Here is a 16648-nt window from a genome sequence, read left to right as displayed (position 1 = left end):
TCGCCCTCGCCCGCGGCCCCGGCGGACGCCGGCACGTCGCCGGAGCGGCCGAGGGGCGCCGCCTGGGCCCGCGGGTCGCCCCCGCGCGGCGCTCCGGCGTCAGCCGGCACGTCGCCGGAGGAGCCGAGGGTCACCGCTTGGGCACGCGCAGCAGGAGCGCGTCGCCCTGGCCGCCGCCGCCGCACAGGGCCGCCGCGCCGAGGCCGCCGCCGCGCCGGCGCAGCTCCAGCGCCAGCGTGAGGGCGAGCCGGGCGCCGCTCATGCCGATCGGGTGGCCCAGCGCGATCGCGCCGCCGTTGACGTTCACGATCGCCGGGTCGATGCCCAGGTCGGCGGTGGACTGCACGCCGACCGCGGCGAAGGCCTCGTTGATCTCGACCAGGTCGAGGTCGGCGGCGCTCAGCCCGGCCTTGCCCAGCGCGTGCTTGATCGCGTTGGACGGCTGGCTGGTCAGCGAGTTGTCCGGGCCGGCCACGTTGCCGTGCGCGCCGATCTCGGCCAGCCACTCCAGGCCCAGCTCCTCGGCCTTGGCCTTGCTCATCACGACCACGGCGCAGGCCCCGTCGGAGATCGGCGAGGAGGTCGCGGCGGTGATGGTGCCGTCCTTGGTGAACGCCGGGCGCAGCTTGGCCAGGCTCTCCGCGGTCGTCTCGGGCCGAATCTGCTCGTCGTCGGTCACCACCAGCGGGTCGCCCTTGCGCTGCGGGATCTCCACGGGAACGATCTCCTCCGCGAAGTGCCCGTTCTTCTGCGCGGCGGCCGCCTTCTGGTGGCTCGCGGCGCCGAACGCGTCCTGGGCCTCGCGGCTGATGCCGAGCCGGGTCACGTGGCGCTCGGTCGACTCGCCCATCGACACCTGGTCGTACGCGTCGGTCAGCCCGTCGAGGGCCATGTGGTCCTTGATCGTCACGTCGCCGTACTTGTACCCCTGCCGCTGCCCCATGAGCAGGTGCGGGGCGTTGGTCATCGACTCCATGCCGCCGGCCACCACGATGTCGAACTCGCCGGCCCGGATGAGCTGGTCGGCCAGCGCGATGGCGTCCAGGCCGGACAGGCAGACCTTGTTGATCGTCAGCGCCGGCACGCCCATCGGGATGCCGGCTCCGATCGCGGCCTGGCGGGCCGGGATCTGCCCGGCGCCGGCCTGCAGGACCTGCCCCATGATCACGTACTGCACCTGCTCCGGGCGCACCCCGGAGCGCTCCAGCGCCGCCCGGATCGCGACCTCGCCCAGCTTGGTGGCCGGGAAGTCCTTGAGCGCGCCGAGCAGGCGGCCCATCGGCGTCCGCGCGCCGTTGACGATCACCGACTGAGTCATGGCAGCTGGCCTCCGTGGAAAGATTCACACCGCGTCGTCGCGACCTGAACGTTGAATCAGTTCAGACTATCGCCATGGACAGCCCGGCTCAGAAGTTGGATATATCACCCATCGGCATCCAGCGGATCGACCACGTCGGCATCGCCGTGGCCGACCTCGACGAGGCCATCGCGTTCTACGCCCGGGTCTTCGGCATGCGCTGCGTGCACGAGGAGACCAACGAGGAGCAGGGGGTGCGCGAGGCGATGCTCTCGGTCGGCCCGACCCCCGACGGCGGCTGCCTGCAGCTGCTCGCCCCGCTCTCGCCGGAGTCGACGATCGCCAAGTTCCTCGACCGCAGCGGGCCGGGGATGCAACAGCTGGCCTACACCGTGACGGATGTCGATGCCGCCTGCGCGTCCTTGCGCGAGCGCGGGGTGCGGCTGCTGTACGACGAGCCACGGCGCGGTACCGCCGGATCCCGGATCAACTTCGTGCACCCCAAGGATGCCGGGGGCGTGCTCGTGGAGCTGGTCGAACCCGCTAGTGCAGTTTTTCACTAGCCCGTTCCCGACCAAGCTACCGGTCAGTAACCTCCGGCCTCAGGGATCGAGATGTGTTGGCGGTCCCCATGGTCGCCGGCGCGTCCGCGCGGCGACCCTGTCCCCCGGAGGTTAGGAGCGCCAGTGATGCAGCACATCCTCGACGCGATCATGCAGGCCGAAGGGGCCGCCGACCCCGCGGCCGAGCTGCGGGCGATCGCCGGGCTGCCCGTGCCCGACAGCTACCGGGGCGTCGTGGTGCGCGCCGACGAGGCGGGCATGTTCGAGGGGCTCGAGGCGCGCGAGAAGGACCCCCGCAAGTCCCTGCACGTCCAGGAGGTGCCCACCCCCGAGGTCGGGCCCGGCGAGGCGCTCATCGCCGTGATGGGCAGCGCGGTCAACTACAACACCGTGTGGACCTCGATCTTCGAACCGGTCTCGACGTTCGGGTTCCTTCGCCGGTACGGCCGGTTGAACTCGCTCGCCGCCCGCCACGACCTGCCCTTCCACGTCGTCGGCTCCGACGCCGCGGGCGTGGTGCTCAAGGTCGGGCCCGGGGTCAGCAAGTGGCGCCCCGGCGACGAGGTCGTCGCGCACTGCCTCAGCGTCGAGCTCGAGGACGCCGACGGCCACGACGACACCATGCTCGACCCACAGCAGCGGATCTGGGGCTTCGAGACCAACTACGGCGGGCTGGCCGAGCTGGCCCTGGTCAAGGCCAACCAGCTGATGCCGAAGCCGGCCCACCTGTCGTGGGAGGAGGCGGCCTGCCCGGGGCTGGTCAACTCGACCGCGTACCGCCAGCTCGTCTCCCACCACGGCGCGCAGATGAAGCAGGGCGACACGGTGCTCATCTGGGGCGCCTCGGGCGGGCTGGGCTCCTACGCGGTGCAGATGGCGCTCAACGGCGGCGCCACCCCGGTGTGCGTGGTGTCCAGCCCGCAGAAGGCGGAGCTGTGCCGGGCCATGGGCGCCGAGCTCGTGATCGACCGGTCCGGCTACCAGTTCTGGCGGGACGAGCACACCCAGGACGTCGACGAGTGGAAGCGGTTCGGGGCCGAGATCCGCGCGCTCACCGGCGGCGAGGACCCCGACATCGTCTTCGAGCACCCGGGCCGCGAGACGTTCGGCGTGAGCGTGTTCGTCGCGCGCCGCGGCGGCACGATCGTCACGTGCGCCTCGACCTCGGGGTACCTGCACCAGTACGACAACCGGTATCTCTGGATGCACCTCAAGCGCATCGTCGGCAGCCACTTCGCCAACTACCGCGAGGCGTGGGAGGCCAACCGTCTGATCGCGCGCGGACGCGTCCACCCGACCCTGTCGCGCACGTACTCGCTGGAGCAGACCGGCCAGGCCGCGTACGACGTGCACCGCAACCTCCATCAGGGCAAGGTCGGCGTCCTGGCCCTCGCCCCGTCCGAGGGACTCGGCGTCCGCGACCGGGAAATGCGCGCCCGGCACGAGGCGGCGATCAACCGGTTCCGCGATCGTTGACCTTGTTTCGCCGCGTTCCGGTCCTTTCGGTCATCGCGGGTGCCCCGGTTGGTCAGCCGACACGCCCATAAAGCGTGACAAAAACGCGGCGTGTCCTGGCCTGGGAAAGTTGACCATGAGTGCCGTGCGGAAGTTACCCGTTCCACCCTTGCGAACTCCCCCCGGTGGTCTGCAAGTATGTGCCAATGCCCCAGCAGCAGTCCTCGGTTGATTTCTTCCAGAACGGCTCTGATCACGAAGAGCTGAGTGTCGTCCTGCGCGGATATGACCGCCAGCAGGTCGACAGCAAGCTGCAGCGCCTCAACGCGCAGATGCAGCAGGCCAATCAGGCCCGCGAAGAGGCCGAGGGCCGACTCGCCGAGGCCCAGCGCCGGGTCCGTCAGGCCGAGCAGCGCCTCGGCACGATGGAGCAGAAGCTCAGCGACACCAACAAGCAGCTGGAAGAGAACAACCGGCCGACGCTGTCGGGGCTGGGCACGCGGGTCGAGCAGATCCTGCGGCTGGCCGAGGAGCAGGCCAACGACCACCGGGGCGAGGCCAAGCGCGAGTCCGAGGGCATCATCTCCGCGGCCCGGCTGGAGGCCCGCGAGATCACCGACAAGGCGCGGGCCGAGTCCGCCGCCATGAAGGCGACCGCGGAGCGCGAGGCGGGCAACCTGCGCACCGCCGCCGAGCGGGAGGCCGCCGAGGTCCGGGTGCAGGCCCGGCGCGAGGCCGACACGCTGCGGGCCGACGCCGAGCGCGAGACCAAGCAGCTGCGCACGGCCACCGCGCACGAGGTCGCCGAGCTCAAGGCGACCGTCGAGCGCGAGGTCGCGACGCTGCGGGCCACCGCCGAGCGGGAGATCACCCAGCTGCGCGCCAAGGCCGCCCGCGAGGCCGAGGAGAAGCGCGCCGAGGCGACCAAGCTGCTCACCGACGCCCGCGACAAGCGCGACAAGGACCTGCAGTCCCTGGCGCTGGAGATCGCCGAGCGGCAGGAGAAGGCCGAGCGCGACGAGTCCGCGCGCCACGCCTCCGCCGTCGCCGCCACCCAGAAGCTGGTCACCGAGGCCGAGGGGCGCGCCCGGGCGGCCGAGGACCGGGCCAAGGAGATCGAGCAGCGCGCCGAGACCCGCCGCGTCGAGTCGGAGCGGGCCTCCGCCGAGACCATCGACAAGGCGAAGAACCTCGCCGACAAGACCGTCAACGAGGCGCGCGCCGAGGCCCACCGGGTGCTCAGCGAGGCCCGGGGCGAGGCCGAGGACACCACGCAGCGCGCCCGCCGCGAGGTCGAGGACCTCACCCGCCAGAAGGATGCGGTTACGTCGCAGCTTGGGCAGATGCTCTCGGGCCTGGCCGGCATCATGCCGACGGTCGCGCCCGCGCAGGGCGGCGGCGACGCCAAGAAGGGCAAGTCGGGCGACGGCGAGAAGGTCACCGCCTAGCAGCATCAAGATCCGCGGCGTGTACGCCGAGTTTCTCGCAGTTCATTCACGGGGAGTTCGTTCGCACGTCCCGTCACGCGCAGTGTGTAATTGCGCGTGGCGGGACGTTGCGTGTGAGGATGGGTGTTATGTCAGATCGCGGTGACCTCTTCAACGCGGGCACAGGTGTGTCCTCGGAGCCCGACTTCGAGACGGCGATCCGGGGCTACCGGCGCGACCAGGTGGACAAGTACTGGACGCAGTCCGAGAACGAGATCGCCGCGCTGAAGCTGGAGAACGAGGAGGTCTGGGGTCAGGTCCAGGCGCTCGCGTCCCAGGTGCAGGACCTGCAGATGGAGATCTCGGAGCTGCGCCGGCTCGCGCCCGGCCGCGGCGAGGTCCTCTCCTTCCGCCACCTCGGTCCGCGCGTCGAGCAGATCCTCGGGCTCGCCGAGGACCAGGCCGCCGACATTCGCGCCAGCGCCGTGCAGGAGATCGCCGGCCTGCGCGCCGAGGCCGAGCGCCTGCTCGCCGAGGCCCGCTCCCGCGCCTCCAAGGCCAACGAGGACTTCGAGCTCGCCCTCGCCGCCCGCCGCTCCGAGGAGGAGCGCTCGGTCGCCAACCGCCGCTCCGCCCTGGACGCCGAGGCCCGCGCCATCGACGAGCGCACCGCCCACGCCCGCGGCGAGGCCGAGCGCACCGTCGCCGCCGCCCAGGCCGAGGCCCAGCGCGTCCACCAGGCCACCTCCGCCCAGCTCGAGCAGTTCCGGGCCGACTCCGAGGCGCACGCCCACCAGGTGCGCACCGCCGCCGAGCAGCACGCCGCCGCCGTCAAGACCGAGGCCGACCAGCACGCGCACACCGTGCGGGCCGCGGCCGAGCAGGAGACCGCCGGCGCCCAGTCGCACGCCGCCGCCCTCGTCGCCCAGGCCCAGGAGCAGGCGGCCACCGTCGCCGCCCAGGCCAGGCACGAGGCCGACACGCTCGCCGCGCAGGCCCAGCAGACCGCCGCCGCCGTGGCCGCCAAGGCCCAGGAGGCCGCCGAGGCCGTCGCCCGGCAGGCCCAGGAGCACGCGGCCACGGTCGCGAAGCAGGCCCAGGAGTCTGCCGCCGCGCTCGCGGCGCAGGCCGAGGCGACCGCCGCCGAGGCCGCCGAGCAGGCCCGCCTGCGGCTGGAGGCCGACACCGCCACCGCCAAGCAGGCCGCCGACGTCGAGGTCGCGGGCCACCGCGAGACCCTGCAGCAGCAGCTGGCCGACCTGCGGGCCGCTCACGACGCCGAGCTCGCCGAGCAGCGCGCCGCCGCGGCCGCCGAGGTCGAGGCCCTGCGCACCGCCGCCGCGACCGAGGCCGACTCGCTGCGCGCGGAGGCCGCCACCCACGCCGACTCGCTGCGCGCAGATGCCGCGACCCACGCGGAGACGGTCAAGGCCGAGGCCGCCACCCACGCCGAGGGCCTGCGCACCAAGGCCGCCACCGAGATCGCGGACGCCGAGAAGGCCACCGCGGCCGCCGCCAAGGCCGAGGAGGCCCGCGCCGCCGCCGAGGCCGCCCGCACCGCCGCCGAGGCCGAGGTCGCCGAGATCCGCGCGGCCGCCGACACCGAGGCCGAGACGTTCAAGTCCCGCATCGCCGCCCTGGAGTCCGAGACCGACGCGCTGCGCGCGGCCGCGGCCGAGGCCGAGACGCTCCGGGCCACCGCCGCCGAGGCCGACTCCCTGCGCACCGCCGCGGCCGAGGCCGAGACGCTGAAGGCCCGCGTCGCCACGCTGGAGGCCGAGGTGGCCGAGGCGAAGAGCGAGCCGAAGGCCGAGCCCATCGCCGAGGTCAAGCCGAGCGCCAACGGGAACAAGCCGAAGGCGACCGCGCCCAAGGCCGCCGCGGACGCGGAGGAAGCCCTCCCCGCCAACGGCAAGGTCACCGTCGAGGCCAACGGCACGCGCTGATCCCCCCACGCGGAGCGCGCGGCGGGTGACGTTAGGCTGCTGCCCTGACGAACCAGTAAGGCCCAGCAACTCTCCACCCGTCGAAGATGGTTCGGGGGCCCTTTGCCATGCGCGTGACCACGGAACCGATCGCCCGCATCTGCGACGCCTGCGACGAGGACAAGCTCGTCCCGTTCGCGGACCTCGGGGACATGCCGGTCCTGTCCGGAGTGCACTGGGAGGCGCACGGCGACGCGGTCGCCACGCCGGTCGGCCGGGTGGCGCTGGCCGCGTGCCCGCGCTGCGCGTACGTGCGCAACATCGAGTTCGAGCCGGACCGCCTGGTCTACGACACGGCGATGGACACCAGCCGGCACTTCTCCCCGGCGTTCCAGCGCTTCACCTCCGAGCTGGTCGAGAACCTCAACGAGCGCTACGACCTGCAGGGCAAGCTGGTCCTGGACATCGGCTGCGGGCAGGGCGAGTTCCTCAAGGAGCTGACCCGGGTCGGCGGCGCGCGCGGGGTCGGCTACGACGCGCGCTACGCCGGCGAGGAGGGCGAGCAGGGCGACACCACGTTCCACAGCGCGCACGCGCCGCGCGGGGGCGGGCTGCCGGAGTACGACTTCTTCACCCTGCGGCACTGGTTCGAGCACCTCGACGACCCGTTCGACTTCCTCGTCGACCTGCGCGAGCAGGCGGGCGGGCGCGAGGTGTTCGGGTACGTCGAGATCCCCGACGCCGCCTACGAGCTGGGCAGCGCCGGCTGGCAGGTGGTGTACCCCCAGGTCTCCTACTTCGACGCCTACTCCCTGGCCAACATCGTGGGCCGGGCCGGCTGGACCGTCGAGTCGACCGGCACGCTCTTCTCGGGCATGTACCGCTACGTCGAGGTCTCGGCCAACCGCCCCCGCGCGGGCGGGCACGTCGCGCACACCGGCGAGCTGCCCTCGCTGCGCGCCCGCGACAAGCAGCTCGCGACGGTGGCCGGGTTCGCCGACCGGCACCACGGCGCGCGGGAGCACTGGCGGAGCACGATCGCGCGGCTGGACGCCGAGGGGGCCAAGCCGGTCCTCTGGGGCGCCGGATCGCGCGGCGTGCAGTTCCTCGCCCTCGCCGACCGCGAGCTCGCCCTGGCCGCCGTGGTGGACCTCAACCCGCGCAAGTGGGGCCGGTTCCTGCCGGTGACCGGGCACCGGGTCGACCCGCCGTCGGCCCTGACCGCGCTGCAGCCCAAGGCGGTCATCATCACCAACCCGGCGTACCACGAGGAGATCGCCAAGGCCCTCGGCGAGCTCGGCGTGGCCGCGGAGATCCTGCAGGCCTGAGCCGGCTTCGCCACGAGAGGTGCATGCGGTGGTCAGCATCGTCATCCCGGCGCACAACGAGGCGGCCGTCATCGGGCCGAACCTGCGCCGCCTGCTCGCCGGCACCCAGCCCGGCGAGTTCGACGTCATCGTGGTCCCGAACGCCTGCCGCGACCGCACCGCCGAGCTGGCCGCCGAGGTCCCGGGGGTGCGCGTCATCGAGACGTCGATCCCGGGCAAGGTGCCGGCCCTGCGGCTGGGCGACGAGGCCTGCAAGAGCTTCCCGCGCGTGTACCTCGACGCCGACGTCGAGCTGACCGCCGACTCGGTCCGCGCCCTGGTCGCCGCGTGCGCCCGACCCGGCGTGCTGGCCGCCGCGCCGGTCCCCGAGCTCGACCTCGCCCAGGTCGGCCGCCTCGTGCGCCGGGTACACCGCGTCCACGACCGGATGATCGCGCCCTCGCGCGCGCTGGCCGGGGTCGGCGTCTACGTGCTCACCGAGGCGGGCCACGCGCGGGTCTTCCCGATGCCCGACGTGATCGCCGACGACGGCTGGGTGCACACGAGCTTCGCCCCGCACGAGCGCGCCATCGTGGCCGAGGCCCGCTCCGTGGTCCGCCCGGCCCGCACCGTGCAGGCCCACCTCAACCGCCGCGTCCGGGTGCGCCGCGGCAACCGGCAGCTGGCCGCGCTCGACCGCGCCCACGCGGGCGGTCCGGGGCTGGGCTCGCTGGCCGGCCTGGTGCGCCGCCGCGAGGTGAGCCCGATCGACGCCGCCGCGTACCTGAGCGTCCTGGTCCTCGACCGCGCCGTCAGCCGCGTCCGCCGCGACAAGGCGAGCTGGGGCAGCGACCTGAGCACGCGAGCCGCGGCGCCCGCCGAATAACCCCGCCCGCGACCTCAGCACCCGGCCGCCGCGACGCCCCGCCGAACAACCCCGCCGCGACCTCAGCACCCGAGCCGCGGCGCCCGACGAACAACCCGCCGCGACCTCAGCACCCAGCCGCCGCGACGCCCCGCCGAACAACCCCGCCGCGACCTCAGCACCCGAGCCGCGGCGTCCGACGAACAACCCGCCGCGACCTCAGCACCCAGCCGCCGCGACGCCCGCCGAACAATCCCGCCGCGGCCTCAGCACCCGACCGCCGCGACGCCCGCCGAAATGGGCCTGCGGTGATCTGAGCGCGCGACAGGCCGTACAACCGGCGCAGGAAAAGGGCAGAAAAAAGTCTCCGGCGGCCGGGAAGACCCACCGGAGACTCGGGAAGAGCGAAGATCAGTAGGCGCCGGTGCCGCGGACGACAGCGTTCGCGGTGCGCGCCAGGATGCGCAGATCGAGCAGCGGCGACCAGTTGTCGACGTAGTTCAGGTCGAGGCGCACCGACTCCTGCCACGACAGCTCCGAGCGCCCGCTGACCTGCCACAGCCCGGTCATCCCGGGCTTGACCAGCAGGCGGCGGCGGACGTCGTCGTCGTAGCCGGCGACCTCCGACATCAACGGCGGGCGCGGGCCGACCATCGACATCGTGCCATTGATCACGTTGAGCAGCTGCGGGAGCTCATCCAGCGAGGTGCGGCGCAGGATCGAGCCGACCTTGGTGACCCGCGGGTCCCGCTTCATCTTGAACAGCAGGCCCTCGCTGTGCTGGTTGAGGTGTTCGATGTTCTGCCGCAGCTTGTCCGCGTCCTTGACCATGGTGCGGAACTTGTAGCAGGTGAACTCCTTGCCGTTGATCCCGGCGCGCGGCTGGCGGAACAGGGCCGGCCCCGGGCTGGTGGCCCGGATCATGATGGCCATGACGATCATGAACGGCCCGGCCAGGATCAGCAGGACGGTCGCCAGCAGCCGGTCGAGCACGTTCTTCACCGCCCGCTGCGGCCCGGTGAGGACGGGCGCGCGCACGTGCAGCAACGGGCCGCCGCCGCTGGGCAGCACCGCCACGCGCTCGGGGGCGACCTCGGGCAGGGCCGGCGCGACGAGGAGCTCGATGTCGTTGTCGGAAAGTTCCCAAGCCAGACGCCGCATCTTGTACGGGTCCATCTCCAGCGGCAGCGCCACCAGCACGGCCGTGCAGCCGGCGCTGAGTGCGGTGTCCGCGACGTCCTTGAGATCGCCGTACACGGGGATGGAATGGGCCGTGATCTTGCGCGCCTGGTCGAGGTCGGTGATGCACGCGCCGGCGACCCGAAGGCCGTAGGAGCGGTCCCGCTGCAGCGAGGTGAGCAGCGTGACGACCGAGTCGGCCGGGCCGATGACGAGGGTGCGCTGCCGGACGTACTCCCGCTGCACCGTGCGCAGCACCGCCAGCGTGGTGTAGCGACCGGCGATCGTGAGTGCGGTGGCGACCGGCACCGCGACGATGAGCGGCTTGAGCAGGTACAGCATGTCGAACAGCACGCAGACCGGCGCGAGGATCGCGGTTGCGACGACCGCGGCGCGCAGGCTCCGGTAGATCATGCCGGTGCGGTTCTCGAGGAACCACCGGTCGTACATCCGGCTGCCGGCCAGCAGCAGCAGCCAGAACAGCCCGAAGGCCGTGACGGAATACGCGGGTGGCACGCCCTCGCCCGGTGCGACGAAGGCTCCGCCCATCAGGTTCGCGGCCATGAACAGTACGACGGTCGTGATGGTGATCGTGACCGCCAGCGTGTCGCCGAGAAAGGCGACGAGCAGGTTGCGCCCGGTCGACCTGAGTCGGCGTCGCTGGACTCCTGGGAACGCCGCCATCACCGCGGTCTCGACCGTGGCCGAATCCGCCAGAACCATCCCAACCCCCTTTGCGTACCTACTCAGAGCCACTTCTCGAAGGTTGTGGTGGCGTTCGCCCTCGCCGCGACAGGCGGTACCCGGCCGAACCCCGGCGGTAAGGTACCGAGGAAGTCGCACAGCCGGTACCGTCGTGCCGCATTCCCGACGTGGCTGAAGGTGCTATTGACACCGCGGGTGCTGCGTCTTTGCCCATACCGGCCACCAATAAGGGAAAAAAGGACATGCCGCCGACAGCTCGGGAAACCGGGTTGCGACGCACCGCGGACGGGCATACTTCGGGACAATCACGCTGCGTCGCCTTAATTGGGCTCTATGCCGGACTTAAGGAACGACGTAACGACCGCGGACGATATAGCGACCGACCCCGACCAGCCCGAACGCATGATCAACCCGTCAGCAGGCATGATCACCGTCCGTTCAACAGTCGTTACATCCCGAAAAACCGAGCCGAGCGTCACCGACGAGCTTTGCCCGCATCCTTGTTTTACCCGTCGCGGCCCGTTCCGGCCACCGCTGGCAATGGTTCAAGGAATGTTTTCAACGCATCAGCACAAATAGTCGGCAGAGCTTTCCGGGCCGCCGTTGGGAGAGTAGCAGCGACCTGCGACATGGCGGCAGCCGGACCCGAGCCGAGTTCGTGTCCGGAATGATCGTTTTCGCTGCTCGCGGCGCCCGTCCGTCGGGTTCTCACCCAACCTGTCGGCGGACATCCCCCGGTACTTTCGGCCCGTTCACCCCCACCGCCGGTACTATCCGGGAAGCTTCAGCCTCGCCGTGGGAGCCGCTCGTGAGCCAGCCAGGTCCGGTCGTCAGCATTGTCACTGTCGCGCACAACGCCCGCGAGATTCTGCTCAAGGGCCTGGCCGCGCTGCAGTCCGGCACCGAGGTCCCGGCCGAGACGATCGTCGTGGACAACGCGTCGACCGACAACAGCGCCGCCGCCGTCCGCCACGCCTTCCGCGGCGTGACCCTGATCCGCCGCGACGAGGCGCTGCCCGCCACCGCCGCGCTCAACCTGGGCGCCGCGAGCGCGCGGGCGCCGTGGCTGCTCTTCCTGGACCCCGGCCTGGCGCCGATCGGGGACACGGTGCGCACGCTGGTCGAGCACGCGGGGTCGCATCCGGGCGACAGGCTGTACACCGGACGCACCCTGCGCGGTCACGCCGACGACGGCCGCACCGTCGAGGGCCCGCCCTCCCTGCTGGGCACCGCCTGCCTGGCGGCCGGGCTGCCGTTCGAGCCAGAACGACTGCCCCGCCTGGACCGCGCCATCGGCGGCGCGGTGCCGGCCCTGACCCCGCGGATGCTGCTCATCGAGCGCGAGCTGTGGGAGCGCCTGGACGGCTTCGACGAGCGCCTGCCCACGGCCGACCTGTCGCTGCGCGCCCAGGCCCTCGGCGCCCGCCCCGTCCTCGTCCCCGACGCGCAGATGCTCGCCATCCCGCCCGAGCGCCCGGCCGGACGGCACGCGGCCCCGGAGCCCGACCGGCGGCCGGCCCGCCTGGTGAGCACGGCCCTGCTGACCGAGCGCATGGCCTTCGTACACCGGCACAGCACCCCCGGCCGCACCCGGGCGACGGGCCTGATCCTGACTGCGGCCGCGCTGGTGCGCTCGGGCTTCGGCGAACCGTGGCTCTCGATCTGGCGCCGCCGCGACGAGTGGCTGGCGACGCCCGAGCCGCTGCCGTTCGTACCGCTGCCGCGCCGTGCTGTTGCGCAGCGCCGTGAACTGGTGGGCCGGGGCCCGGATCTCCCTCAGCCGTGATGCGGGGCGCTGAACGCCGGCGCCGCACGCAGAGACCGGCCCCTCAGCCGTAACGCAGGGGCGCCACGTCGGGGCACCGCACGTTGACGCCGTGCGTGGGGTGGCCCTCAGCCGTGCGCGGGGCGCTGCGCGATGGCGCCGTGCGCGGGGTGGCCCTCAGCCGTGCGCGGGGCGCTGCGCGATGGCGCCGTGCGCGGGGCGGGCCTCAGCCGTGCGCGGGGCGGCGGGCCTCAGCCGTAGCGCGGGGCGCTGCGGCTGCGCTGGACGTTGGGGCCGCGCCGGTCGCGGGCGCGCCAGCAGCCGGTGTGCCAGTGCCGGCGGTCGGTCAGGTCGCCGCGCTCGTCGGCCGGCCAGGCGACGAGGTGGGGCACGCCCGGGCCGATCTCCTGGTCGCAGCCGGGGCAGCGGTACGCCTTGGTGGCCGCGCCCGCCGGGATGTTGCGCACCTGCCACTCGCCGTCGCTCCACTGCTGCACGCTGCCGACGCCGCGCTTGATCCGGTCGAGATCGAGCGGCGGCGGCTCTTCGTCGCGGCTGGGGTGGTTGCGCCGGGGGGACACGCGTCCAGCCTATCCGGCCGGTTTCAGCGCTTCGAGTAGTCGCGGAAACCGCGGCCGACCTTGCGGCCCAGATAGCCGGCGGTCACGAGATGCTCCAGCAGCGGCGCGGGCGCGAAGCCGGGTTCCCGCAGCTCCAGGTACAGCTCCCGCTGGATGGCCAGCGCGACGTCCAGCCCGATCACGTCGAGCAGCTCGAACGGGCCCATCGGGTAGCCGCAGCCCAGCTTCATCGCGTGGTCGATGTCGTCCGCCGTCGAGTAGGAGGCCTCGACCATCTTGACGGCGTCGTTGAGGTACGGGAACAGCAGCGCGTTGACCACGAACCCCGAGCGGTCCGCGCACACCACCGGGTGCTTGCGCACCGCCCGGCACAGCGCGGTCGCGGTGGCCACCGTCGCGTCCGAGGTGCGGATCGTGCGCACCACCTCGACCAGCCCCATCACCGGGGCCGGGTTGAAGAAGTGCAGCCCGACCACGTCGGCCGGGCGCTCGGTCGCGACCGCGAGCTCGATGACCGGCAGGCTCGACGTGGTGGTCGCGAGCACCACGCCCGGCTTGCAGATCTCGTCGAGCGAGGCGAAGAGCGCCTTCTTGACCGACAGCTCCTCGACGACCGCCTCGACGACCAGGTCGACGTCGGCCAGGTGCTCGACCGTGGCGGACCAGGTGACCCGGCCCAGCGCGGCGTCCCGGCCGGCCTCGTCGAGCCGGCCCCGGACCACGGCCTTGTTCAGCGACGTCTTGAGGGCCTCGCAGGTGCGGCCCGACTGCTCGGCGCCGCGGGTCACCGAGACGACCTCGAAGCCGGCCCGGGCGAAGACCTCGATGATCCCGGTGGCCATGGTGCCGGACCCGACCACGCCGACCTTCTCGACCGCACCGGTGTCAAGCCCGGACGCGGCCGCGCCCACCGGCGTGGCCTCGTCGGGCACGACGACCGGCGAGCCCGGCTTCTCGTACGTGTAGAACCCCCGCCCCGACTTCCGCCCGAGCAGCCCCGCCGTGACCATCTGCTTGATCAGCGGCACCGGCGCGTGCCGGCGGTCGCGGCCGCCGCGCCGGTACATGGTGTCGAGGATCTCGTACGCGGTGTCGATGCCGATCAGGTCCATGAGCGCGAGCGGCCCCATCGGCAGCCCGCAGCCCAGCTTCATCGCGGCGTCGAGGTCCTCCCGGCTCGCGTACTTGGCCTCGAGCAGCGAGACGGCCTGGTTGAGGTACCCGAACAGCAGCGCGTTGGCGATGAACCCGGCCCGGTCGCCGATGGTCACGTCCACCTTGCCCAGCCGCTTGCACAGCGCCTCGATGCCGGTGACCACCTCCTCGTCGGTGACGACGGTCCGCACGATCTCGACCAGCTTCATGACCGGCGCCGGGTTGAAGAAGTGCATCCCGACGACCTGGTTGGGCCGGCTCGTGGCGACCGAGATCTCGGTGACCGAGAGGCTGGACGTGTTGGTGGCCAGGATGGCGTCGCGCTTGCAGACCCGGTCCAGCTCGCCGAAGATCCGCTGCTTGAGCTCCAGCTTCTCCGGCACCGCCTCGATCACCAGGTCCACCGCGTGCAGCGCGTCGAGCCCGACGGCGAAGGTGACCCGCTCCAGCAGCGCGGCCCGCTCGTCCTCGGACAGCTTGCCCTTGCGCACGGCCCGGTCGACGCTGCCCCGCAGGGTCTCCCGGCCCCGCTCGAGCGCGGCGTCGCCGACCTCGACGGCCAGGACGTCGATCCCGTTGCGGGCGAAGACCTCGACGATGCCGGCGCCCATCGTCCCGAGCCCCACCACGCCAACGGATGCAATCGAGCGCGCCATGTCGCCGGCCTCCCTAACGCTCCTTCAAGTTACCGGCGAGTCTGCCATGCCCACACCCGTCGATCCCCCGTCGTGTGGCATATCCCCCTATTGCACTCCGGTGCCCAATTGGTCACGGCGCCGCACCAGGTACGCCGTCTCCGCCGAGTTCCCCTCCAGCGCGATGGCCCGCTCGTACGCCGCCCGCGCGTCCCCGCTGCGCCCGGCCCGCCGCAACAGGTCGGCCCGGGTGGCGTGAAACGCGCGGTACCCGTCCAGCGGCAGCCCCTCCACCTGCGCCAGCGCCACCTCCGCCCCGTCCACCTCGGCGACCGCGATGGCCCGGTTCAGCCGCACGATCGGCGACGGGTCGACCCGCGCCAGCTGGTCGTAGAGCGCCACCACCTGCCACCAGTCGGTGTCGCGGATGTCCCGCGCGTCGGTGTGCACGGCGTTGATGGCGGCCAGGATCTGGTACCGCCCCGGCGCCTCCCCCGCCGCCAGCCGCGCCCGCACCAGCGCGTGCCCCTCCGCGATCAGCGCCCGGTCCCACGCCGCGCGGTCCTGCTCGTCGAGCGGCACGAGCTCGCCGCTGGCGGAGACCCGCGCGGCGCGCCGCGCCTCGATCAGCAGCATCAGCGCCAGCAGCCCCGCGACCTCCCCGTCGTCGGGCAGCAGCACCTTGATCAGCCGGGCCAGCCGGATCGCCTCGCCGGTCAGCTCCCCGCGCACGGTCTCCCCGCCCGGCTCCGAGCCCAGGTAGCCCTCGTTGAAGATCAGGAAGAGCACGGTCAGCACCCCGGCGACCCGGGCCGGCAGGTCCTCGCGATCCGGCACCCGGTACGGGATGTGCGCCGCCTTGATCTTCTCCTTGGCCCGCGTGATCCGCCGGCTCATCGCGGTCTCCTGCACGAGGAACGCCCGCGCGATCTCGGCCACCGTGAGCCCGCCGACCATCCGCAGCGTCAGCGCGACCCGCGCCTCCATGTTGATCGCCGGGTGGCAGCACGTGAACACGAGCCGCAGCCGGTCGTCGTCGATCGCTCCGAGCGGCTCGGGCGTGTCGGCCAGCATGAGCGCCTCCCGCTGCTTCTCGTCCCGCCGCACCTCACGCCGAAGCCGGTCGATCGCCCTGCGGTGCGCGGTGGTGGTCAGCCAGGCCCCCGGCTTCGGCGGCACCCCGTCCACCGGCCACCGCTCCACGGCCGCCGCGAACGCCTCGGCCGCCATCTCCTCGGCGATGTCGAGGTCCCCGATCCGCCGGGCCAGGGTGGCGACGACCTGGGCCCACTCGTCCCGGTGGGCCCGCTCGATCGCCGCGTGCACGTCGCTCACAGGACGGGCCGCAGCTCGACCTTCCGGTTGCAGGCCTTCGACCCCATGGTCGCCAGCCGCAACGCCACGTCCAGGTCCTCGGCCTCGATGAGCCAGAACCCGATCACGTACTCCTTCGACTCCAGGTACGGCCCGTCGGTGATCACCGGCTCGCCCTGCCCCCGCGCGTCGACGACGGTCGCGTTGCTGGGCGCGCTGAGCCCGTTCGCGAACACCCAGTGCCCCTTGGCCTGCAGCTCCCGCTCGTTGAACAGGTCGATCGCGGCCTCTTCCTCCGGGTTGGCCAGATCGACCCCGTCACTGAGCACATTCATCAGGTACTGCGCCATCGAACCCATCTCCGTTCGGTCGTCCTGCCGTCCGTCACCCCACCTACGAACGACCCTGCCCCGATCCGACAGCCGACGCCGAAGTTTTCCGCAGAACCTTGCCCCCGACGGCCCGGACCGCTGCT

13 protein-coding genes are annotated in these 16648 nt (G+C 72.5%); 7 read left to right on the top strand and 6 right to left on the bottom strand.

From position 1 onward, the window contains the following. Positions 1-130 precede the first annotated feature (130 nt). Entirely contained in the window at positions 131-1318 is a 1188-nt protein-coding gene (locus ACQPZ4_RS06840) for an acetyl-CoA C-acetyltransferase (protein WP_433057264.1), read from the bottom strand. Positions 1319-1392: 74 nt separating this feature from the next. Between ACQPZ4_RS06840 and mce the strand changes: the two genes are divergently transcribed. From mce to ACQPZ4_RS06810, 6 genes are all read left to right on the top strand, one after another. Then, positions 1393-1860, top strand: coding sequence for a methylmalonyl-CoA epimerase (gene mce / locus ACQPZ4_RS06835; RefSeq protein WP_433057262.1), 468 nt, complete (start codon positions 1393-1395; stop codon positions 1858-1860). Between the two features lie 126 nt (positions 1861-1986). Beyond that, a complete protein-coding gene (ccrA, locus tag ACQPZ4_RS06830) occupies positions 1987-3336 on the top strand; it encodes a crotonyl-CoA carboxylase/reductase (protein WP_433066312.1) in 1350 nt (449 codons plus the stop codon). A gap of 185 nt (positions 3337-3521) precedes the next feature. Then, entirely contained in the window at positions 3522-4763 is a 1242-nt protein-coding gene (locus tag ACQPZ4_RS06825) for a cell division protein DivIVA (protein ID WP_433057260.1), read from the top strand. A gap of 128 nt (positions 4764-4891) precedes the next feature. Further along, positions 4892-6688: a hypothetical protein gene (locus ACQPZ4_RS06820; RefSeq protein WP_433057258.1), complete on the top strand. Its 1797-nt coding sequence runs from the start codon at positions 4892-4894 to the stop codon at positions 6686-6688. 113 nt (positions 6689-6801) lie between these two features. Beyond that, the gene (locus ACQPZ4_RS06815) at positions 6802-7995 is read left to right on the top strand and encodes a methyltransferase domain-containing protein (RefSeq protein ID WP_433057256.1); all 1194 of its coding nucleotides are present in this window, start codon (positions 6802-6804) and stop codon (positions 7993-7995) included. A gap of 28 nt (positions 7996-8023) precedes the next feature. Next, complete coding sequence (locus ACQPZ4_RS06810) at positions 8024-8860, top strand: glycosyltransferase (protein ID WP_433057254.1); 837 nt, start codon at positions 8024-8026, stop codon at positions 8858-8860. Positions 8861-9250: 390 nt separating this feature from the next. Here ACQPZ4_RS06810 and ACQPZ4_RS06805 read toward each other — a convergent pair whose 3' ends face one another. After that, positions 9251-10741 carry a sugar transferase gene (locus ACQPZ4_RS06805; protein ID WP_433057252.1) on the bottom strand — a complete coding sequence of 497 codons (1491 nt, stop codon included), beginning with the start codon at positions 10739-10741 and terminating at the stop codon, positions 9251-9253. 790 nt (positions 10742-11531) lie between these two features. Here ACQPZ4_RS06805 and ACQPZ4_RS06800 point away from each other — a divergent pair. Beyond that, positions 11532-12509, top strand: a complete 978-nt coding sequence (locus ACQPZ4_RS06800; RefSeq protein ID WP_433057250.1) for a glycosyltransferase family 2 protein — start codon at positions 11532-11534, stop codon at positions 12507-12509. A 230-nt stretch (positions 12510-12739) separates the two neighbouring features. On the opposite strand, the gene ACQPZ4_RS06795 is transcribed toward ACQPZ4_RS06800, so the two are convergent. The 4 genes from ACQPZ4_RS06795 to ACQPZ4_RS06780 all read right to left on the bottom strand — a co-directional run bounded on the left by ACQPZ4_RS06795 (position 12740) and on the right by ACQPZ4_RS06780 (position 16523). Continuing rightward, positions 12740-13006, bottom strand: a complete 267-nt coding sequence (locus ACQPZ4_RS06795) for a hypothetical protein (protein WP_433066310.1) — start codon at positions 13004-13006, stop codon at positions 12740-12742. An 86-nt stretch (positions 13007-13092) separates the two neighbouring features. Beyond that, positions 13093-14880: a 3-hydroxyacyl-CoA dehydrogenase family protein gene (locus ACQPZ4_RS06790; protein ID WP_433057248.1), complete on the bottom strand. Its 1788-nt coding sequence runs from the start codon at positions 14878-14880 to the stop codon at positions 13093-13095. Positions 14881-14967: 87 nt separating this feature from the next. Further along, complete coding sequence (locus tag ACQPZ4_RS06785; protein WP_433057246.1) at positions 14968-16194, bottom strand: RNA polymerase sigma factor; 1227 nt, start codon at positions 16192-16194, stop codon at positions 14968-14970. Further along, a complete protein-coding gene (locus ACQPZ4_RS06780; protein WP_433057244.1) occupies positions 16191-16523 on the bottom strand; it encodes a YciI family protein in 333 nt (110 codons plus the stop codon). The genes ACQPZ4_RS06785 and ACQPZ4_RS06780 overlap by 4 nt, the downstream gene beginning before the upstream one ends. Positions 16524-16648: the final 125 nt, after the last annotated feature.

It is taken from the genome of Dactylosporangium sp. CS-033363, from assembly GCF_050942475.1.
In the GTDB taxonomy this organism is placed as follows: domain Bacteria; phylum Actinomycetota; class Actinomycetes; order Mycobacteriales; family Micromonosporaceae; genus Dactylosporangium.
Note: the sequence above shows the minus strand (reverse complement) of the source record. Positions and strands in the feature narration are given on the sequence as shown.